Source organism: Actinoplanes sp. CA-131856 (assembly GCF_050956135.1).
Lineage (GTDB): Bacteria > Actinomycetota > Actinomycetes > Mycobacteriales > Micromonosporaceae > Actinoplanes.
In genome coordinates this window covers 4,381,715-4,401,605 of the sequence record NZ_CP191849.1, presented here as the reverse complement: position 1 = coordinate 4,401,605, position 19,891 = coordinate 4,381,715, and the positions used below count along the sequence as shown (strand labels likewise).

20 protein-coding genes are annotated in these 19,891 nt (G+C 71.6%); 9 read left to right on the top strand and 11 right to left on the bottom strand.

Translation table 11 applies throughout. From position 1 onward, the window contains the following. Positions 1-150: 150 nt before the first annotated feature. On the top strand, positions 151-2,046 hold the full coding sequence (locus tag ACQP2X_RS20300) for an MFS transporter (RefSeq protein WP_498699207.1): 1,896 nt from the start codon (positions 151-153) through the stop codon (positions 2,044-2,046). Here ACQP2X_RS20300 and ACQP2X_RS20295 read toward each other — a convergent pair. Both ACQP2X_RS20295 and ACQP2X_RS20290 read right to left on the bottom strand, forming a co-directional pair. Further along, positions 1,956-3,926: a putative bifunctional diguanylate cyclase/phosphodiesterase gene (locus ACQP2X_RS20295; protein WP_498699204.1), complete on the bottom strand. Its 1,971-nt coding sequence runs from the start codon at positions 3,924-3,926 to the stop codon at positions 1,956-1,958. The two genes, ACQP2X_RS20300 and ACQP2X_RS20295, sit on opposite strands and share 91 nt — an antisense overlap. Next, positions 3,923-4,720: an SAM-dependent methyltransferase gene (locus tag ACQP2X_RS20290; protein WP_498699202.1), complete on the bottom strand. Its 798-nt coding sequence runs from the start codon at positions 4,718-4,720 to the stop codon at positions 3,923-3,925. The genes ACQP2X_RS20295 and ACQP2X_RS20290 overlap by 4 nt, the downstream gene beginning before the upstream one ends. Positions 4,721-4,823: 103 nt before the next feature. On the opposite strand from ACQP2X_RS20290, the gene ACQP2X_RS20285 reads away from it, so the two are divergent. Next, positions 4,824-5,447 (top strand): DUF998 domain-containing protein, encoded by a 624-nt coding sequence (locus tag ACQP2X_RS20285; protein WP_498699201.1) that lies wholly within the window; start codon positions 4,824-4,826, stop codon positions 5,445-5,447. A 129-nt stretch (positions 5,448-5,576) separates the two neighbouring features. Here the strand turns inward: ACQP2X_RS20285 and ACQP2X_RS20280 are convergent, their stop codons facing one another. Continuing rightward, positions 5,577-5,861, bottom strand: a complete 285-nt coding sequence (locus ACQP2X_RS20280; RefSeq protein WP_498699199.1) for an ATP-binding protein — start codon at positions 5,859-5,861, stop codon at positions 5,577-5,579. Between the two features lie 42 nt (positions 5,862-5,903). Between ACQP2X_RS20280 and ACQP2X_RS20275 the strand changes: the two genes are divergently transcribed. Continuing rightward, positions 5,904-6,392 carry a GNAT family N-acetyltransferase gene (locus tag ACQP2X_RS20275; protein ID WP_498699197.1) on the top strand — a complete coding sequence of 163 codons (489 nt, stop codon included), beginning with the start codon at positions 5,904-5,906 and terminating at the stop codon, positions 6,390-6,392. Here ACQP2X_RS20275 and ACQP2X_RS20270 read toward each other — a convergent pair. Then, positions 6,389-7,570: an MFS transporter gene (locus ACQP2X_RS20270; RefSeq protein WP_498699195.1), complete on the bottom strand. Its 1,182-nt coding sequence runs from the start codon at positions 7,568-7,570 to the stop codon at positions 6,389-6,391. The two genes, ACQP2X_RS20275 and ACQP2X_RS20270, sit on opposite strands and share 4 nt — an antisense overlap. A gap of 16 nt (positions 7,571-7,586) precedes the next feature. Here ACQP2X_RS20270 and ACQP2X_RS20265 point away from each other — a divergent pair, with 16 nt between their 5' ends. Next, positions 7,587-8,966 (top strand): S28 family serine protease, encoded by a 1,380-nt coding sequence (locus tag ACQP2X_RS20265; protein WP_498699193.1) that lies wholly within the window; start codon positions 7,587-7,589, stop codon positions 8,964-8,966. Here ACQP2X_RS20265 and ACQP2X_RS20260 read toward each other — a convergent pair. Next, a complete protein-coding gene (locus ACQP2X_RS20260) occupies positions 8,963-9,433 on the bottom strand; it encodes a 2'-5' RNA ligase family protein (protein WP_498699191.1) in 471 nt (156 codons plus the stop codon). The genes ACQP2X_RS20265 and ACQP2X_RS20260 overlap by 4 nt on opposite strands. 180 nt (positions 9,434-9,613) lie before the next feature. On the opposite strand from ACQP2X_RS20260, the gene ACQP2X_RS20255 reads away from it, so the two are divergent. Continuing rightward, positions 9,614-10,609, top strand: coding sequence for a LacI family DNA-binding transcriptional regulator (locus ACQP2X_RS20255; RefSeq protein ID WP_498699190.1), 996 nt, complete (start codon positions 9,614-9,616; stop codon positions 10,607-10,609). Between the two features lie 147 nt (positions 10,610-10,756). Here the strand turns inward: ACQP2X_RS20255 and ACQP2X_RS20250 are convergent, their stop codons facing one another. Together ACQP2X_RS20250 and ACQP2X_RS20245 are read right to left on the bottom strand one after the other, a co-directional pair. Next, on the bottom strand, positions 10,757-11,707 hold the full coding sequence (locus tag ACQP2X_RS20250) for a DMT family transporter (RefSeq protein ID WP_498699188.1): 951 nt from the start codon (positions 11,705-11,707) through the stop codon (positions 10,757-10,759). A 187-nt stretch (positions 11,708-11,894) separates the two neighbouring features. Continuing rightward, on the bottom strand, positions 11,895-12,518 hold the full coding sequence (locus tag ACQP2X_RS20245) for a GntR family transcriptional regulator (RefSeq protein WP_498699185.1): 624 nt from the start codon (positions 12,516-12,518) through the stop codon (positions 11,895-11,897). A 55-nt stretch (positions 12,519-12,573) separates the two neighbouring features. On the opposite strand from ACQP2X_RS20245, the gene lhgO reads away from it, so the two are divergent. Further along, positions 12,574-13,800, top strand: coding sequence for an L-2-hydroxyglutarate oxidase (lhgO, locus tag ACQP2X_RS20240; protein WP_498699183.1), 1,227 nt, complete (start codon positions 12,574-12,576; stop codon positions 13,798-13,800). 12 nt (positions 13,801-13,812) lie between these two features. Here lhgO and ACQP2X_RS20235 read toward each other — a convergent pair whose 3' ends face one another. Beyond that, positions 13,813-14,415: a TetR/AcrR family transcriptional regulator gene (locus tag ACQP2X_RS20235; protein WP_498699180.1), complete on the bottom strand. Its 603-nt coding sequence runs from the start codon at positions 14,413-14,415 to the stop codon at positions 13,813-13,815. A 57-nt stretch (positions 14,416-14,472) separates the two neighbouring features. Here ACQP2X_RS20235 and ACQP2X_RS20230 point away from each other — a divergent pair, with 57 nt between their 5' ends. Beyond that, complete coding sequence (locus ACQP2X_RS20230) at positions 14,473-15,480, top strand: glycoside hydrolase family 113 protein (protein WP_498699178.1); 1,008 nt, start codon at positions 14,473-14,475, stop codon at positions 15,478-15,480. Here ACQP2X_RS20230 and ACQP2X_RS20225 read toward each other — a convergent pair. Further along, on the bottom strand, positions 15,471-16,634 hold the full coding sequence (locus ACQP2X_RS20225) for an MFS transporter (protein ID WP_498699176.1): 1,164 nt from the start codon (positions 16,632-16,634) through the stop codon (positions 15,471-15,473). The genes ACQP2X_RS20230 and ACQP2X_RS20225 overlap by 10 nt on opposite strands. A 49-nt stretch (positions 16,635-16,683) precedes the next feature. Further along, the gene (gene thrC / locus ACQP2X_RS20220; protein ID WP_498699172.1) at positions 16,684-17,742 is read right to left on the bottom strand and encodes a threonine synthase; all 1,059 of its coding nucleotides are present in this window, start codon (positions 17,740-17,742) and stop codon (positions 16,684-16,686) included. Between the two features lie 21 nt (positions 17,743-17,763). Between thrC and ACQP2X_RS20215 the strand changes: the two genes are divergently transcribed. Beyond that, positions 17,764-18,456 carry a MurR/RpiR family transcriptional regulator gene (locus tag ACQP2X_RS20215; protein WP_498699171.1) on the top strand — a complete coding sequence of 231 codons (693 nt, stop codon included), beginning with the start codon at positions 17,764-17,766 and terminating at the stop codon, positions 18,454-18,456. Here ACQP2X_RS20215 and ACQP2X_RS20210 read toward each other — a convergent pair. Next, positions 18,453-18,914 (bottom strand): Lrp/AsnC family transcriptional regulator, encoded by a 462-nt coding sequence (locus tag ACQP2X_RS20210; RefSeq protein WP_498699169.1) that lies wholly within the window; start codon positions 18,912-18,914, stop codon positions 18,453-18,455. The genes ACQP2X_RS20215 and ACQP2X_RS20210 overlap by 4 nt on opposite strands. 116 nt (positions 18,915-19,030) lie before the next feature. Between ACQP2X_RS20210 and ACQP2X_RS20205 the strand changes: the two genes are divergently transcribed. After that, positions 19,031-19,885 carry an LLM class flavin-dependent oxidoreductase gene (locus tag ACQP2X_RS20205; protein ID WP_498699166.1) on the top strand — a complete coding sequence of 285 codons (855 nt, stop codon included), beginning with the start codon at positions 19,031-19,033 and terminating at the stop codon, positions 19,883-19,885. Positions 19,886-19,891: the final 6 nt, after the last annotated feature.

Sequence of the window (19,891 nt, the reverse complement as noted above, 5' to 3'; positions counted from 1 at the left end):
ACGTCATTACAAGTCCGGCCACGGCGAAGGGTCAACGGCGCCCGTCGATTCAAGCCCCTGCCGAACGCATCGACACTCCGAGTTGCGACCCATGCACACCCGGTTTAGCTTCGGCCAAGGAGTGTGATGTGGATCACAAGAAGGTGAACTATGACCACTACGACGTCGGACACCGTCGAGCAGGCCCCGTCCTCGGAGCGCCGGCCCCTGATGACGGGCCCCGCCCTGCTGATGATGAACCTCGGGTTCTTCGGGGTGCAGTTCAGCTTCGGGCTCACCCAGTCGGCGGTGAACCCCCTGTTCCTTCTGATCGGGGCGGACCCCGAACAGCTGCCGATCCTCAACCTGGCCGGCCCGGTCACCGGCCTGATCATCCAGCCGCTGATCGGCGCCATCAGCGACCGGACCTGGCATCCGAGGTGGGGGCGGCGACGGCCGTTCATCGTGTCCGGCGCCCTCCTCTGCGCGATCATCCTGTTCCTGTTCCCGTTCGTCGGCGTCCTCTGGCTCGGCGTGATCTGCTTCTGGCTGCTCGACGCCGGCAACAACACCTCGATGGAGCCGTACCGGGCCTTCATCTCCGACCGGTTGCCGAAGTCGCAGCTGGCCCGCGGCTTCCTGACCCAGAGCATGTTCACCGGGGCCGGCGCCGTGCTGGCCAACCTGTCGCTGTTCGTGCTCCAGAAGGTGGAGCCCTTGCAGGGCACGGCCGGCAACGGGGTGCCGTACTGGATGTTCGCGTGCTTCATGATCGGCACGTTCTGCATCCTGCTGACCGTGCTGACGGCGATGGCCCGTACGAAGGAACTGAAGCCCTCCGAGGAAGAGCTGGCCGAGATGCGCGAGGCCCCGAAGGGCCTCGGACCGGCGGTCCGGGAGATCGCCGACGCCGTGCGGGTGATGCCGGTGGCCATGCACAAGATCGGCGTGGTCTTCGCGTTCCAGTGGTACGCCATGTTCATCTACTGGCAGTTCCTGGCGGTGAGCCTGGGCGAGACCGTGTTCGGCTCCAACCCGGAGACCGGCGGGCCGGCCTGGGACGACGCGATCGCGTGGAGCGGCCTGGCCAACGGCGCCTACAACTTCGTCACCATGATCTCGGCGCTGTTCCTGGTCGGCTTCGCCCAGCGGATGGGGGCCAAGCGGGTCCACGCGATCGCGCTCGGACTGGCCGCCCTCTCGCTGGTCTGGCTGGCCCGCATCGACAACCAGTGGGTGACGCTGATCCCGATGATCGGCGTCGGCATCTTCTGGGCGAGCGCGGTCGGCGTGCCCTACCTGATGGTGGCCAGCATGGTCCCGGCCAAGCGGACCGGCGTCTACATGGGCATCCTGAACATGATGATCGTGGTGCCGATGCTGGTGCAGACGGTCACCTTCGGCTGGATCTACGAGCACTGGCTGGACAGCAAGGGCTCACACGCGATCACCCTGGCCGGCGTGCTGCTCGGCATCGGCGCGATCGCCATGCTGTGGGTGAATCCGCCGGACGAGGCCGACGAGTCGCCGATCGTGCCGCTGGGCGGAAAGCGGAGCATCACGGTGTACGACCGGGTGGTGGTCGGTTCGGACGGCACGGCGACCAGCCTGTACGCCGTCGACCGGGCGGCCGAGGTGGCCCAGGCGGCCCAGGCCCGGCTGATCGTGGTGACCGCCTATCGCACCGGCGACGCGGCGCCCCCGGCCGAGGGCGTGCACCGCGATCTGTACGGCGCCGCCGTCGCGCGCGAGGCCTTGGACAAATCGGTCACCGGGCTGACCCGGGAACGCGCCCGCTACATCGAGCAACGGCTGGTCGAGGGCGACCCGGCCCAGGCCCTGCTGGACACGGTCGGCACCAACCCGGCCAACCTCATCGTGGTCGGCAACCGCGGCCTCGGCGCGTCACAGGGCGCGCTGCTGGGATCGGTGCCGGCCGGGGTGGTCCGCAACGCGGTCTGTGACGTGCTGGTGGTTCAGACGTCCGCGCTCGACGAGGAGAGGCTCTTCACGAGCAGCTCGGTGACCCCCGACGAGGAGAGCGGCCGCGAGAACAGCCAGCCCTGACCGGTGTCGCAGCCGAGGCGGCGCAGCGCGGCCTCCTGCGGCGCGGTCTCGACGGCCTCGGCCGTGACGCTGATCCCGATGGCGTGGGCGAGTTTGATGATCGTCTCGACGATCCGCTCGTCCACGCTGTCGCTCTCCCGCAGCCCTTCGACGAACGGCCCGGCCAGCTTGAGCACGTGCACAGGCAGACGCCGAAGATAGGCCAGGTTCGAATATCCGGTGCCGAAGTCGTCGATGGCGATGCGGATGCCCCGCTCGGCCAGGCCGTGCAGCGCGGCCGTCCCGTCCGGATCCATGACCGCGCTCTCGGTCAATTCCAGAACGAGAAGGGCGGGGTCCCATCCGGTACGCATGAGGATGCCGTCGACATCGGCCAGCAACCCGGGATCGTGCGCCTGCGAGACGGTCATGTTGACGCTCATGGCCACCCGCCGGCCGGGAAAGTCCTTCGCCCACTCGGCGGCCCGCGCGCACGCCTCCTCGAGCACCCAGCGGCCCAGCGGCAGGATGACGCCGGTCTCCTCGGCCAGGGGGATGAAGGCGTCCGGGCCGAGCCGGCCGAGCCGCGGATGGTCCCAGCGCACCAGCGCCTCCACCCCGCGCAGCTCGCGGTCCTGGAGCGAGACCAGCGGCTGATAGACCAGCGTGAACTCGCGGCGGTCGAGGGCGTCCGGCATCTCGGCGGCCAGCGCGTACCGGGCGGCCTGGCGGGCGTCGCGCTCCGAGTCGTACATGACGTAACGGCCCCGGCCGTCCGACTTGGCGGCGTACAGAGTGAGGTCCGCGGCTTTCATCAGCTCCTGCGGGCTGGTCGCGGCCACCTCGCTCTCGACGACGCCGATGCTGGCCGAGATGCGCAGCCGGTGCTTCCTGATGACGTACGGCCGGGAAAGCTCCTGAAGAATGCTCTCGGCGAGCTTGCGCATGTCCTGCGGGTCCTCGACGAGGACGACGAATTCGTCGCCGCCCATGCGACCGGCGACGTGGTTCGTGCTCCGCTCGAGGCGGGTCGCCACCGCGGCCAGCAGCTCGTCGCCCACCTGATGGCCGAGCGTGTCGTTGATCCTCTTGAAACCGTCGAGATCGAGGTAGCAGACGCCGACACTCGCGTGGTCGCGGAAGATGCGGACCAGGTCGGAGGCAATCTTCGTACGATTCGGAAGGCCGGTCAGCGGATCGTGGGTGGCCTGATGTTCGAGTCTCTTCTTGAGCCGCCGCCGGTCGGTGATGTCCTGCACCATCGCGATCGTGAACTCGGGCGCGCCGTCGTCGTCGCGGATCAGCGAGACGGTCAGGTCGGTCCAGATCTCACCGCCGTCCTTGCGGTAGTAGGCCTTCTCCATCCGCACGTGGTCGACGTCGCCGTTGATGACCCCCTCGTACATCCGCCACATGTCGTGCGGGTCCTCGGGATGGGTCAGCCCCGGCACGAGCAGGTGGCACATCTCGTCCCGGGTGTAGCCGAGCAGGTCGGCGAAGGCCTGGTTGACCTGCACGATCCGGCCGTCCATGGCGCTCACGCCGATGCCGATGGCGGCGTTGTCGAAGACCGCGCGCAGGCGCGCCTCGCTGGCCCGCAGGGCCCGCAGCACCGCCTGGTTGAGCTCCTCCTGGTCGGCCATGGTGGCGGCCCGGATCGCCTGGGCGTACCCGGCCGCCACCCGCGCCGCGACCTTCTCGTCGCCGATCACCTCGACGGTGGCGGCCAGCATCGCCGGGTCGGTGAGGCGGGCCTCGACCAGGGCCGCGCCCACACCCTCACCCGCTTTTTCGTTGAGCCGCGACGCGAGCCCGGTCAGCAGCTCGTCCAGCTGATCGGCGTCCAGCGGCACGAATCCGGCGCCGGCGAGCTGCCGGCGCCACCGCTCGACGAAGCTCATTTCTTCTTTCCGACTCCCGCGTACGCCCCGATGCGCTCCGGGTGCTCGTCGGCCGGCTCCTGCGGGTCGGGCCGCCACAGCGGAATGAAGACCAGGCCCGGCTCGGCCAGCTCGAACCCGTCGAAGTAGGCCCCGATCTCACCCGCCGTCCGCAGCGTGATCTCGGTGGCGGTGCGCCCCGACAGCCGCTGCGCCTCGATCACCTCGGCCGGCTGCCCGTCCGCGGTCGCGTGCGAGACGAGCAGATAGCTGCCTGTCGTCACCGCGTCCCGCAAGGCCCGCACGGTCGCTCTCGGGTCGTCGCCGTCCGGGATGAAGTGCAGGACCCCCGCGAGCAGCACGGCGACCGGTTCGTCGAAGTCGAGGAGCTTGCCCGCCTCGGCCAGGATCCGCTCGGTGTCGCGGGCGTCGGCCAGGATCACGGCGGTGTTGGCGGTGCCGGCGAGAATGGCCCGGCTGTGCTCGACCGCCACCGGGTCCACGTCCACGTAGACGATCTTGGAGTCGGCCGCCGCCTCCAACGCGATCTCGTGCACGTTGCCGGCGGTCGGGATGCCCGACCCGATGTCGAGGAACTGCCGGACACCCTGGGCCACCAGGAACCGCACGGCCCGGCGCAGGAAGACCCGGTTGGACCGCATCGTCTCGGCGATGTTCGGCGTCATCGCCTCGATCTGCTCGGCCAGCTGCCGGTCCACGGCGAAGTTGTGCGCCCCGCCCAGAAAATAGTCGTAAACCCGCGCCGCCGACGGCCGGCTCACGTCGACGCCCGCCGGAACCCAGTCTTCCGCCACCCTGACCCCCCAGTCTCAAGAACCACAACTGTCTATCGAATGGGAATCCCTGGTGCAACCATCTTCAGGTGCCACACAGAAAGAGCTGACAGGCTGATCCCCGATGATCGCCTCGCCCGCCCGCCTTCTCCCCCGGCTCGCGCTGGCCTGCGTGGCGGTCTGCCTGGCCCTCTTCGCCTGGCTGCACGCCACGTCCGAGCTCGACTGGCGGACCCGCACGATCAGCCACTATGCCCTGCTCACCCACGGCTGGGCCTTCGACGTGGCCACCCTCCTGCTGGCCGCCGCCTCGATCGCGGTCCTGGCCGCCCTGATCCGGTCGCGCCTGATCGGGCCGTCCTCGGTCACGGCGATCGGCCTGGTCCTGTGGACCGTGGGCCTGATCGGGGTGGTCGTCTTCGAGAAGCACAACTGGGCCGCCGGCGGCCCGTCGGTCAGCGGCGACATCCACCGGGCGGCCAGCCTGCTGGCCTTTCTGAGCCTGCCCGCGGCCGCGATCGCGATCGGCCGCCGCAACCCGCTGATCCTGGCCTTCGGCATCGTGTCCCTGCTCTGCTTCAGCCCGATCCTGTGGGCCCTGATCTCCGAGCCGTGGACGGGAGTCCGCTGGTGGCGGGCCATCCCGCTGGGGACGGTGGAGCGCCTGCTGTGCGCGGCCGAGGTGGCCACTCTGGCCCTGATGGCCCACTGGGCCCGAGGGCCTCGGCGAGCTGCGTGCGATAGGTGATGTTGAGCTTGTGCAGGAGCCGGTGCATGTGCGAGCCGACAGTGCGGTGCGACAGGTAGAGGCGGGTGGCGATCTCCTTGTTGGTCAGGCCGGTCGCGGCGAGCTCGGCGACCCGGCGCTCCTGAGCCGTCAGCAGGCCGGCCGCGACCGCCGCGCGGAGGCGGTCACCACCGGCCGCAACAGGCGCTCCAGCCCGCCGTAGGGCAGATTGACCTCGGCCTGCACGCCCGCCGCGCGCAGCACCCGCCAGCCCCGCCCGCGCGCCTCGGCGGCGGCGTGGGCGAGCAGCGTGGTCTTGCCTATGCCGGCCGGGCCGCGCAGGACGAGCGCCTGCCCCTGGCCGGTGGCGGTCTCGTCCAGGACGGCCGTGAGCCGCTCGAGCTCCTTTTCCCGGCCACGAAGATGCGGCGTCACCCGGCCAACCTACCCTGACCAGGCTGTCTAAACTCCGGACGGATGAGCGAAGTCTCCCTGCGCCCGATGCGGGCCGCCGACGCCGGCGCCGTGCTGGCCATCTATCAGACCGGGCTGGACGGCGGCGATGCCAGCTTCGAGACGGCAGCGCCCTCGTGGGAGGCGTTCGACAGGGGACGGCTCGCCGCGCACCGGTTCGTGGCGGCCGGGCCCGCCGTGCTGGGGTGGGTGGCCGTCTCGCCCGTGTCGAGCCGTCCGGTGTACGCCGGCGTGGTCGAGCACTCCATCTACGTCGATCCGGCGGCGCGGGGCCGTGGGGTCGGCCGGGCGCTGCTGCGGGCGCTCATCGACTCCACCGAGCGGGCCGGCGTCTGGACCATCCAGTCGGGCATCTTCCCGGAGAACGCGGCCAGCCTCGCCCTGCACCGGGCGGCGGGTTTCCGCACGGTCGGCGTCCGCGAGCGCCTGGGCCGCCAGGGCGACCGCTGGCGCGACGTCGTCCTCCTCGAACGCCGCAGCCCTCTGTTCTAGGCTTTCCACGGCAACAGCACCACACCCCCGATCAAGATCGTCGCGAGCACGGCCAGCGCGGTCCGGACCGAGGTGGCCGCGGCCAGCGCGCCCGCCGCCGCGATGACGACCGGCTGCACGACCTTGTTCGCCACCGACCACGACATCACCACGCGCGCCATGTGGCCGTCGCCGGTGGCGTTCATCCGGTACGTCGCGAAGGTGGGGCTGAACATGCCCGCGAAGAACACCATCAGCGTCTCCGACGCCACGACCAGGACCAGCCCGCCCGTCGACGCCGTGGCCAGCGGCATCAGCCCCATCCACAGATTGCGCCCGGCCCCGGCCACCAGCAGCACCCGATGCTCGCCGATCCGCCGCCGCAGCGGCTTCACCAGCATCGACCCGGCGATGCCGGCCACGCTCGCGACCCCGGCCATCAGCCCGTACTGCCAGGCCGGAAAGCCCAGGTCCCGCAGCACGAAGACCGCCAGCAGCGGCACCGAGGCGAGCACGCATCCGCCGAAGATCATCGAGTTCCAGAACAGCACGGCCAGTCCCCGGTGCCCGAAGATGTGCCGCCAGCCGCCGGCGAGGTCCCGCTTCTGAAGTACGGGTGGTGGCGGCTCCGGCACGCGCATCCCGCGCAGCAGCAGCGCCGACACGAGGAAGCTGGCCGCGTCCACCACCATCGTGGCCGTGGCGCCCAGCCACGAGACGAGCACTCCCCCGGCCGCCGGGCCGGCCGCGTTGGCCGTCCACAGTGTCGTCTCGAACCGGCCGTTGGCCTCGGCCCGATGCTCCGGCGGCACGAGGCTGCGCAGCTGGGCCACGCCGGCCGCGTCGAAGGCGAGCCGGGCCACCATCTGCACGACCGCCACCACGCACAGGTGCCAGTAGGTCAGCACGCCGAGCAGGGCCGCCGCCGGCACCGAACCGACGGCCACGACCCGTACGAGATCGGCCGTGACCATCACCGGCAGCTTGCGCCGATGCTCGATCCAGGGCCCCAGCGGGAGGGCGGCGACCGCGCTGACCACCCCGGCCAGCACCGTCAGGAGCGACACCTGGAAATCCGAGGCGCCCAGCACGAGCACCGCCACCACCGGCAGGGCCGTGTAGCCGACGGCGCTGCCGAACTCGCTCACGCCGAACGCGGCCCACCGCCGCCCCAGGTCCTTTTGCCGATCGCGGTTCATCGATATGGTCGGACGCGTGAGACTACGCATCGTCGCTGCCCTCGCGTCCCTGCTCGTTGTCCTGTCCCCGGCCGGCGTGGCCCGCGCGGCCGGCGATCCGCTGCTCGATCAGCTGACCGCGATACCCGGCCTGACCGTGGTCTCGCAGACGCAGGGCACGGGCTACCGGTTCTTCGTGATGACGTACCGCCAGCCGGCCGACCATCGCCACCCCGGGCAGGGCAGCTACGAGCAGCGCCTGACGCTGCTGCACCGGTCCACCGACAGCCCGGTCGTGCTGTCCACGAGCGGCTACGGCCTGGCCGCCACCCCTCGTCCGTCGCAGACGGAGCCGACGGCGCTGCTGAACGCCAATCAGGTGTCGGTCGAGCACCGTTTCTTCACCCCGTCCCGGCCCGCGCCGGCCGACTGGTCCGACCTGACCATCTGGCAGGAGGCGAGCGACGAGCACCGTATCGTGACCGCCTTCAAGACCGTCTACGCCACCAAGTGGATCCAGACGGGCGGCAGCAAGGGCGGCATGACGTCCGTCTACCACCGGCGGTTCTATCCGAACGATGTCGACGGCGTGGTCGCGTACGTGGCTCCCAACGACGTCATCAACCCGGCCGACACGGCCTACGACAAGTTCTTCGACACCGTGGGTACGCCCGCGTGCCGCACCGCCCTGGACGACGTGCAGGCCGAGGCGCTGCGCCGGCGGGCCGCGCTGGTCGCCCGCCTCCAGGCCGACGCTGCCGCGAACGGATGGACGTTCACGCGCACGATCGGCACCGCCGACCGCTCGTTCGAGATGACAGTCCTCGACTCGGTGTGGGCGTTCTGGCAGTACAGCGCGGAGGCCGACTGCGCGGCCGTTCCGGCGGCCGCCACGGCCACCGACGAGCAGTTGTACGACTGGATCGACGGCGTGGCCGGGTGGAGCTTCTACACCGACCAGGCCCTGGAGTACTACTGGCCGTACTACTACCAGGCGGCCACCCAGCTCGGCTGGCCCAGCCTGCGCTTCGAACACCTGCGCGGCCTGCGCAACTACCCGGGCCTGTACACGGCCAACTCGTCACTGCCGAAGGAACTGCGCCGCCCCCACAATCCCCTGCCGATGATCGACGTCGACCTGTGGGTGCGCACGAGCGCACAGCGGATGCTGTTCATCTACGGCGAGAACGACCCGTGGGGAGCGGAACGCTTCACCCCGAGCCGCCGCGACTCGGCCCTGTACTTGGCCCCCGGCGCCAACCACGGCGCGAACATCGCCCGCCTGAAGCCGGAGGACGCGGCGGCGGCCACCGCGACGCTGCGCCGGTGGGCCGGCGTCCCGGCGACCGCCGCCACGGCCCAGTTGGCGGCGCCGTTGCCGCTGGACGACATGCTGCCGGACCGTCACCGCTTCTAAGAGGTCACAGGGGTGACCGCACGGGTGACCGTGTCATAGCTCCGGGCCGCGACGAAACGCCCCACGGCCCGGGGCAGGTCGCCGAGAGCGGCCCGCACGGCATCGTGCTGGTCGGCACGCACCCGAAGGGCGAGGCTGACGTGCGGAACCCATTGGCCGGGCGGGGGCCAGGCGCCGGGAAGCGACGACCAGACGCGCGCGTGCAGCTCCCGTAACGCCTCGGTGGGCCGCACCTCCCAGACGGCCGCCCGCCCGAGAAAGGTGACCGCGCCGAACTCGGCGGCCAGCGGCAGGTCCACGGTCGCGAGCCCCGCCAGCGATTCCCCGGTGGCCACCGTCAGATGCGGCCGGTTGCTCGCGTGCCCGTGCGTGGCCAGGCTCGGCAGACCGGCTTCCCGGAGACAAAGCCATTGCCGTCGTACGAGGGACTCGAGCCCGGAGTCGAGCAGCAGCTCAACGGTATGCACACGACACCTGTACCCGGGTTGCCCTTCGCCACGCCCGCCGGCGGTCATTCATGGCGCGGCGCCCCTTCCGCGGGCGCCCCTTCCGCGGGCGCCCCTTCCGCGAGTGCCTCTCCCACGAGCGCCTTTTTCGCGAGCGTCGACGGGGCGGCCGTCGCGCGCGGCTCGGCCTATAGTGGGCCGATGCCGCACGGGAGGCCGACGCTGGCCGATGTCGCCCGCCGGGCCGGAGTCTCCAAGGCGGCCGTCTCCCGGGTGATCAACGATGCGCCCGGCGTGGCGCCGCAGACGCGCGAACACGTACGGCAGGTCATCGCCGCCCTGGGTTTCCGGCCCGACCCGGTCGCGCGGGCACTGGCCTCGGGCCACGGCGAGGTCATCGAGCTCGTCGTCGTGGACGAGCCGTCCCTCTTCGGCACGAGCCCGTACTACGGCCGGGTCACCGCCGGCATCCTCCAGGAGCTGGCCGGCGGCAACGCGCAGCTGCGGGTGCACGTGGTCGACGAGGCCGGCGCGCGGGCTCTGCTGACCCGGATAGCCGACACGGTCACGCTGGGCGTGCTGCTCATCAATGTGCCACCGGAGATCGCCGGCGAGTTCTACGCCCGCTGCGACCGGGTGGTGTCGATGAGCCCGTCCGCTCCCGGCGTCCCGTACATCGGCTTGGAGAACGCCGAGGGCGCCCGCGCCGCGATGATCCACCTGCACGAGAGCGGCCGCCGCCGGGTGGCGGCCCTGCACGGCGAAAACGGCAACGCGTGCGCGGAGGGCCGTCGCGAGGGTCATCGCCGCGCCGTGCTGGAGCTGGGCCTGCCCGACATCGCGGCCAGCGGCAAGTTCCGGCGCGAGGACGGCTACACGTTGACCCAGCGCCTGCTGGCCGAGGAGCCGGAGATCGACGGCATCTTCGTGGGTTGCGACCTGATGGCCACGGGCGCCATGCAGGCCCTGGCCGACGCGGGCCGGCGCATCCCCCAGGACGTGGCCGTCGTCGGCTTCGACGACAGCGTCATAGCGGAATGCGCCACCCCACCGATGTCCTCGGTCCACCAGCCCGTGGAGGCCATGGCCGCCGCCGCCACCCGAGCGATGGTGTCCCGCCAGCTGGCCCCGCATTGGCGCTGCGTCTTCCCCGCCGAGCTGCGCGTCCGCCAGAGTTCCCACCCCAGCCACGCGTGACCCGGCCCATTCCCCGTCCCACCCCCACTCCCTGCCCAAGCACGCGCACGATCCCAGAGCTACCCGCTCGACGCCCGAGGCGGCCTCCTCACGGCCGCGCACGCCCGTGAGGCGGCCATCAACCGCCGGCAGAACCCGCGCGAACGCTCAGGAACCGCCGGAAGTCCCGCGCGAGCGCGCGGGCAGCGTCAAGAACGCCAGACCTGCGGTGAGGACGGCCAAGCCCGCCCACGACAACGCCGGCAGGCGCTCGCCCAGCAGGGCGACGCCCAGCAGCGCCGCGACGGCGGCCTCGGCCAGGGACAACACCGTGGCGGTGGTCGCCGTGGTGTGCCGCAGGCCGTAGCCGAAGAGCCGGTACGCCGCGTAGGTCGGCACGAGCGCGAGATAGACCGCGACCGCCGCGCCGCGCGCCGAGAGCAGCCAGCCCGGGTCGCCGGCCAGGACGACCGGCAGGACCAGCAGGCCGGCCAGGCCGAACATCGTGCCCATCACGGTTCCCGACGGGTGCCCGCGGGCGATGAGGTTGCCGCCGACCATCGTGTACGCCGCGTACGACAGGCCGGCCACCAGCGCCAGCGCCACACCCAGGACGTCCATGCCGGCCCCGCCGCCCGCGAGCTCCGGCCCCAGCACGAGAACGGCGCACCCGGCGATCGCCGCGACCGTGCCGATCGTCCAGCGCCGGGCCGGGCGGGCGCCCTGAATGAGCCAGGCCAGCAGACCAGCGAAGACAGGAGCGCTCCCGAGCGTGATGACGGTCGCTACGGCCACGCCGGAACGCGCCACCGCCGGGTAGAAGCTCAGCGGATAACCCGCCACCGTGATCGCGCCGAGCAGCACCAGCGCCCATTCGCGCCGAAGCAAGGACGACCGCCGAGGAAGCGGAGAGGACTGCCGCAGGTCGGTCAGGAAGAGGAGCAGGCCGCCCAGCACCAGGCCGGCGGCGCCGATGGCGGCCGCCGGCGCGGCGGACGGGGCGAACGACGCCGCTGTGCCGGTGGTTCCCCACAAGGTGGCGGCGGCGAGGACCGGAACGGGGCCGGCCAGCGGGTTGACGTGGTGGTCAAGGGCAGCGGGACGAGTCGTGACAGACAAGAGAGTGAACTTCCGTGTCGAATTCCGGGACAGGGCTGGATTCGTCACGGGCGCACGGAACAAGAACCCGGGCCGATGTGAGCATCGGCGGGGCCGCGGAACAGATCGTCAGCGGGTGCGCCCGGTTACGGGCGGACCGGCGGGGAGACGACGTGCCAGTACTTGTTCACGCCGCGATGCTACCTCGTCACGGACGGAGAGCGGCCATCACGTGGTCGCGCGCTCCCACGATGTGGTCGACGATCACCCTGGCCAGGGCCGTGACGTCGCCGTCGCGCAGGGCGGCGACCATCTGCCGGTGCTCCTGGTCGATGCGTTCGAGGTCGCGGCCGGAGCGGACCCATTGCCGGCTGTACGGCTCGACGAGATGCAGCAACTGGTCGATGAACCGGATGGTCAGCGGCCGCTCGGACAGCTCGTAGATGCGCGAGTGGAACTGGTAGTTCAGCGCCGCTCGGGCCGCCGCGTCGGCGCCCTTCTCGTGGATCTGCTCGGCCAGGTCGCGCAGGGCGTCGACGTCGCGGGGCCGGCAGCCCCGCACGATCTCCTCGGCCAGGCTCGGCTCGAGCTGGAGGCGCAGCCCGAACAGCTCGTCCACCTCGCCGGGGCTGAGCTCGGCCACCACCATGCCCCGGTTCGGCTTGTTCACCAAGAGGCCCTCGGCGGCCAGCATGTGCAGCGCCTCGCGCAGCGGGATGCGGCTCACGGCGAGGTCGGAGGCGATCTTCTCCTGGACGAGGCGCGTGCCGGGAAGGAACTCGCCGCGCCGCAGGGCGGAGCGCAGCTGGTCGGCGATCGCGTCGGCACTCACGGCGAAAGCATATCGTGCATTTACTACAGGCGCTGCGTCTGTATACATTCGCAGCGTGAACATTGACGTCGCCATCATCGGAGGCGGGCTGCTGGGTCTCGCCACAGCCCGCGCGCTTCTGCGCGAACGGCCGGGTCTGACCGTCACGGTGCTGGAGGCCGAGGACCGCTGGGGCGCTCACCAGTCCGGGCACAACAGCAACGTCATCCACTCCGGGCTCTACTACAAGCCGGGCGGCCTCAAGGCCCGGCTGGCCCGCGCCGGCGGCGAGGCGATGATCAGCTACTGCGAGGCCAACGGCGTCCCGGTCAAGCGCACCGGCAAGCTCGTCGTGGCCACCGCCGAGCGGCAGCTGCCGCAGCTCGAGATGCTCGCCGAGCGGGGCCGAGCCAACGGCGTGACCGTCGAGCGCCTCGACCGGCGCGCCATCAACGAGCGCGAGCCGAACATCGCCGGCGTCGCCGCGCTCTGGGTCGCCGAGACCGCGATGACCGACTTCGGCGCCGTCGCCCGCACGATCGCCACGGAGCTGACCGGTCTCGGCGCCGGCCTGCGTCTTCGTACGCCCGCAAAGGTCTTCGAAACGCGGGCCGACCGCACGGTGATCAATGGCGAGGTGAGCGCCCGCGTCGTCGTCAACTGCGCCGGCCTGCACAGCGACAAGATCGCCGAGGCGCTCGGCGAGAGGCCGCCGGTGCGCATCATGCCGTTCCGCGGCGAATACGCCGAGTTGCGGCCCGGCCTGCGCAACCTCGTCACGAACCCGGTCTATCCCGTGCCCGACCCGGAGCTGCCGTTCCTCGGCGTGCACGTGACCCCGATGCTCGACGGCACCGTCCATATCGGACCTAACGCGGTGCCCGCCCTCTCCCGGCACGGATACCGTTGGCGCGACGTCGATCCGAAGATGATCCGCGAGCTGCTCGCCGATCCGGCGCTGCGGGGACTGACCAAACGCTTCTGGCGGTACGGCGTCAGTGAGATCAGCCGTTCACTTGTGTGGCCGTTGTTCGTGCGCGAGGTGCGCAAGATGGCGCCGAGCGTCACCGGCCGCGACATGCGCCGGCACGGCAGCGGCGTGCGCGCCCAGGCCGTGACCCGCGACGGCGCCCTGGTCGACGATTTCGTCATCCAGCGCACCGAGCGCGCCGTGCACGTGCTCAACGCCCCCTCCCCCGCCGCCACCTCCAGCCTGCTGATCGGCCGCCGCGTCGCCGGCGACGTCTTCGACCAGCTCGGCGACAGCGACGCTTCCCGGGCCGCCCTGGCGGAGGTGCCATAGGCCGGCCGGTCGTCAGGAAGGGCGGCCGGCGCCCCTCGAACGGACGAGGGGAAGGTAGACCTCGTCGACGATCTCGTGCAGGACCTCGTCCGGAACGGTGGGAACGCCCCGGGTGACGAACTCGTTGCGCAGCAGGTCGATCGCGACGGTGGCCACGCGCGGGTGGAGGGCCTCGGGCGGAGCCTCGCCGCGGGCCACCGCGCGGCCGAGGATGAGCAGCCAGGCGGCGGCCGTGGTGTCGGTGGAGCGGTCGGAGAGCTGGGCGAGCAACTCCTGCGCGGAGCCGGCGGCGGCCATCAGCTCGCGCAGGATCGCGCCCAGCGGTGAGCTCCAGTGCCGGTTGGCCAGGCGCAGGGTCTCGAGCACGTCCTCGCGCAGCGCACCCGTGTCGGGCGGCTGAAAACCCTCGGCCAGCTGGCGGTACGCCGCGACGCCGAGCGCCAGGCGGTCGGGCCAGCGCCGGTAGAGGGCGTTCTTGTTGGTGCCGGCCCGCCGGGCCACCCGGTCCATGGTCAGCCCCGCGTAGCCCGATTCGAGGAGCTCGTCGGCCGCCGCGCGCAGCAGCGCCTCCTCCAGCTCGGCACCACGGCGCCGGGTGGCCGGGCTTTTCGTCATGGCGCAAGTATCCCCGCCGGGCGTAGGGTACGTCCAGTACCTAATCTAGGAGGCGTCGTGCGCGGTCAGGGCATCACCTACGACACCGGGTTCGTGCTGCGCGGGCGCAACTCGCGGCCGGTCTTCGATCTGGCGCAGGTCGAGCGGGAGCTGAGCGTCATCAAGGAGGATCTGCACTGCACGGCGGTGCGGATCAGCGGCGGCGACCCCGAGCGGATCGAGGCGGCGGCCACGATCGCCCTGCGGGCCGGCCTGGAGGTGTGGTTCTCGCCGTACCCTCTGGAGCTGTCCGAGAGCGCGATGCTGGCGCTGTTCGCCGACTGCGCTCGGCGTGCCGCGGCACTAGACGGTGACGTCGTCTTCGTCACCGGGGCCGAGCTGAGCCTGATGAATCAAGGGTTCCTGCCGGGCGGCGACACCCGGGAGCGGGTCGCGGCGCTGCGCCGGCCCGAGGGCGTACGGGAGACGATCGGTACCCTGACCGCGCGGATCAACGACTTCCTCGGGCGGGCCGTGGCGGTCGTGCGCGAGCATTTCGCCGGCCCGATCACGTACGCCTCGGTGCCGCTGGAACGCGTCGACTGGGCGCCGTTCGACTTCGTGTCCGTGGATCTTTATCGCTCCGCGCGGGTGGCCGACGTCTTCGCCGAGGGCGTACGAACCCTCGTCGCCCAGGGAAAGCCGGTGGCCATCACCGAGTTCGGCTCGGCGACCTACCGGGGTGCGGGCGACGCCGGCGCCGAAGGCCTCGACATCGTTGAGTACGACCCGGAGGGCGGCCCGGTGCGGCTGACCGGCGACCACGAGCGCGACGAGGAGGGCCAGGCCCGCTACCTGCGGGAGACCCTCGAGGTCTTCGACGCCGAGGGCGTGGACACCACTTTCGTCTTCATCTTCGCGCTCGGCGACCACGTGCACCGCCCGGACGGCGACCCGCGCGACGACCTCGACCGCGCGAGTTACGGCATCGTGAAGGTCTACGAGGACCGCACCGGCGAGACGTACCCGGACATGCCGTGGGAACCGAAGGCCGCCTTCCACACGGTGGCCGCCTTCTACCGCTGACCGCGCGGGCGCAGGGCCGGCGCGCTGGCCGCGACGAAAACCGCCAGCAGCACCGGGATCCCGAGCGCGACCGGCAGGGTCGTCACGGTGGCCACGGCGCCGATGAGCACCGGGCCGAGCAGGAAGCCCAGATATCCGATGCTGACCACCGTGGACAGCGCCCGTGCGGCCCGCTCCGGGTCCCGCTCGCCGGCGGCGGTGAAGACCTGCGGGGCGATGCAGGACAGCCCCGCGCCGAGCAGCCCGAAACCCACGACACCGGCGACCGGCTGGTTCACGAGCAACGCGGCGCCGAGGCCGCCCGCGGCGACCAGCCCGCTCAGCCGCACGAGAAGCACCGGCCCCAGCGCACGGGTCAGCCGGTCGCCGAAGATCCGGCCGACGGTCATCATGATGGCGAACGCCGCATAACCGTACGCCGCGAAGCTCGCGCTGGTTTCCAGGTTGTCGCGCAGATAGACGGCGCTCCAATCGGCGGCCGCCCCTTCACCGACGAGCGTGCACAGCACGAGAACGCCGAGAAACATCAGGATGAGCGAACGCCGCCCACCGGCCGGACCCGCTTCCGGCACGGCCGGCCGCCGCGCCGACAGCAGCCAGGGCGCCGAGCAGACGGCCAGGGCCGCGACGCCGGCGCCCACGGCGAGCAGGGTGACGCCCACCCCGGCCCCGGCGCGGGCGAACAGGCTGCCGATCATGGCGCCGAGGAAGCCGCCGACGCTGTAGACGGCGTGGAACGACGACATGATCGGGCGGCCGGCCGCCCGCTGCACCTCGATCGCGTTGGCGTTCATGGCGATGTTGAGCGTCCCGTGCGTGGCGCCGAACAGGAACAGGGCCACACACAACGCGACCAGCCCGCCGGCGAATCCGGGCGGCACCAGCAGAACACCCTCGAGAACCATCGCCGGCACGAGCACCCGCGCGCTGCCGAACCGGTCGCTCAACCGCCCGATCACCACCATCCCGGCGATGCACCCGGCGGCGAACGCCAGCAGCGCGATGCTGAGGCGCCCGTCGGTCAGGCCGAGGTTGCTCTTGACCGCCGGAATGCGCGCCGTCCACACCCCGAGCGCCGTCCCGAAGCCGAGGAAGGCCAGGGACGCCGCCACCCGGCCCCGTCGCACGTGCTGATCGACAGACGTCAGTTCCATAGCGACCACTCAAGGTCACATCGCGTCTTGAATCAAGCCCTGACGGCGGCTATCGCGCGAGCAGGACGGAGGCGACCTCCTTCGCGGTGGGGCCGGTGTGGGCGGTGTCGAGACCGTCGCGGAGGGCGGCGTCCGGGTCTTTCAGGCCGTTGCCGCTCAGGGTGACGACGACGCGGGCGCCGGGTGGGACGGCGCCGGCCCGGTGCTGCTTGAGCAGGCCGGCGACGCCGGCCGCGGAGGCGGGCTCGGCGAAGACGCCGTCGTGGCGGGCGATGATGCGGTACGCCTCGAAGATCTCCTCGTCGGTCACCTCTCCGATCAGACCGCCCGATTCCTCGCGGGCGGCCACGGCGGGATCCCAGGTGGCCGGGTTGCCCACGCGGATGGCGCTCGCTTCCGTCCACGGCCGGGCCACAGCCTCACCGCGCACGAAGGGCGCCGCGCCGGCCGCCTGGAAACCCCAGATGCGAGGAAGGGCCGGCGACGAGGACGCGGCATACGCGCGGTAGCCCTGCCAGGTCGCGGTGATGTTGCCGCCGTTGCCCACCGGGAGGCAGTGGATGTCGGGGGCGCCGCCCAGCGCGTCGACGATCTCGTAGGCGACCGTGCGCTGGCCGGACAGGCGCATCTCGTTGTTCACCGAGTTCACCAGGGCCACCGGGTGGTGGGCGGCCAGGTCGCGGGCTATCCGCAGGCAGTCGTCGAACGTTCCGGCCACCTCGACGACGCGCGCTCCGTAGCGGACGGCCTGGCCCAGCTTGCCCTTGGCCACGCCGGATTCGGGGATCAGGACGGCGGCGGCCAGGCCGGCCCGGGCCGCGTAGGCGGCGGCCGAAGCGCTCGTGTTGCCGGTCGACGCGCAGATCACCAGCTCGGCGCCGCCGGCGGCGGCCTGGGTGATGGCCACCGTCATGCCCCGGTCCTTGAAGGAACCGGTCGGGTTGGCACCCTCCACCTTCAGCCAGACGTCACCGCCGGTCACCTCCGACAGATACGCCGAGTGCAGCAGCGGAGTGTTGCCCTCATGGAGAGTGACCGCCGTCGTGCCGGCCGCGATCGGCAGGAAGCGGCGGTAGGAACTGTTGATCAGGCCACGCCAAGGGGTCATGGCAGGCCGGCGCTGGGGTCGTTGCGCGCGCTCGCCGATCGGGCCGGCGTCAGCCCGCCGACCGCGTCGCGGCTGGTGGCCCGGCTCGGGTTCGACGGCTTCGCCGATTTCCAGGCGGCCGTACGGACTCAGGACCGCTCACGACTACGTTCGTTCGTCAGCGAGCCGTCCGGTCTGGACAGCGCCGCGACCAGTCTGCGCACCGGTCTCGATGGCTCGCTGGCCGCCGTGCCGGACGGCGCGCTGACCGAGATCGCCCAGATTTTGACAGCGGCCGGGAGGGTGTGGGCGCTGGGTGGGCGGCTCAGCGAGCTCGCGGCCGAATACCTCGTCCGGCAGCTCGCGAGCCTCCGGCCGGGTGTGGCTCATGTTCCTGGTCCGGCCTCCGCACGGGCCCGGGTGCTGCTCGATCTGCGAGCGGGGGACGTCGTCGTCGCGTACGACTTCCGGCGCTACTCCCCCGAGACCGCGCGTTTCGTCACCGCCGCCAAAGGGCGCGGGGCGCGTCTGATTCTGATCACCGATGAAGGCGGCACGGGGCAGGCCGACGTGGTGGTGCGGCTCCCGCGCGAGGCGGCCGGCCCGATCGACCCGATCACCCACGAGGTGGCCGTGACCGAGCTGATCCTGGTCGCGGTCGCCGCCCACCTCAGCCCGGCCGCACGCCTGGCCGAGCTGGAGGAGCTCACGCGCACGCTCGAGGGCCGAGGCTAGGGCACGGGGGTGGGCTTGTCGGCGACGACCTCGTAGACCAGGTCGGTGGTGATCGGGCCGATCTGGGCCAGGTCGTCGGTGATCTCCTCGAGGTCGCGCAGGCCGGTGGCCACGATCTCCATCATGTAGCAGGACTCCCCGGTCACCCGCAGGCAGCGCACGATCTGCGGATGCCGCTCGAGCACCGTCGCCACCTCGGCGTCGAACAGCGGGCCGTTCACCTTCATGCGCACCACCGCGCGCAGCGCGTAACCGACCGCCTCGGGGTCGACGTGTGCCGCGTACGCCGTGATGATCCTCTGCTCCTCCAGCGCGCGCAGCCGGGCGCGGGTCGCCGAGACGCTGAGCCGGATCTCGACGGCCAGGTCACTCAGGGTCGCGCGGCCGTCGCGCTGCACGGCCTCGAGCAGCGCGTGGTCTGTTTCGTCCAGCTCTTTCAGAGCGCCGCCGTTCGTCACCCGGCGATGATGCCGCAGAACCGGCGGCGCGTCGGTAAATGTTCGGCAAATGTGCGGCGCGGGTGGGCCGGATCACGGCGCCTGAACCCCGGCGGCCGGGACGCGTCATCGGAATTATGAAGATCGGAATCGGACTGCCCAACCACGTCCGCGACGTCGACGCCGCCACCATCCCGGCCTACGCGGCCCGGGCCGAGCGGGCCGGGTTCGCCACCCTCGGCACGATCGGCCGGATCGCCTATCCGGGCGTCATGGACACTGTGGCCCTGGCCGCGGCCGCCGGCGCCACCACCACCATCGGCCTACTCAGCAACGTGCTGCTGGCGACCGTGTGGCCGCCCGTGCTGCTGGCCAAGGAGGTCGCGTCGATCGACGGCGTCTCCGGCGGGCGGCTCACCCTCGGCGTCGGCATCGGACAGCGGCCCGACGACTTCGTGGTCGACGGGCTCGGTCCGCGCGGGCTCGGCCGCCGCATCGACGCCGACCTGGAGATCTACCGGTCGGTGTGGGACGGCGAGCCGGTCGGCGGCGGCGACAACGGGGCCGTGCCGCTGGCCGCGCGGCGGGTGCCGATGATCTTCGGCGGGCGCAGCCCGGCCTCGTACGAGCGGATGGCCACCTGGGGTGACGGTTACATCGCGCCGGCCGTGCCGCCCGCCTATCTGGCCGAGAACTTCGACACCGCCCGCAAGGCCTGGAAGGACGCCGGCCGCGAGGGGTCGCCCCGGCTGATCGCCATCAACTACTTCGCCTTCGACGACCTGGAGAAGGGCCGGGCCGGGGTGGCCGACTACTACGGCACCGCCCCCGCCGACTATCGCGACATCGTCGTCGGCAGCATCGCGGGCGGCGCCGCGGCCGCCTGGGACGTGGTCCAGGCGTTCACCGACCTGGGCGTCGACGAGCTGGTCTTCCAGCCGTCCACGGCCGACCCGGACGGCATCGAGCGCTTGGCCGCGGCCGTCCTCTGACTCCCC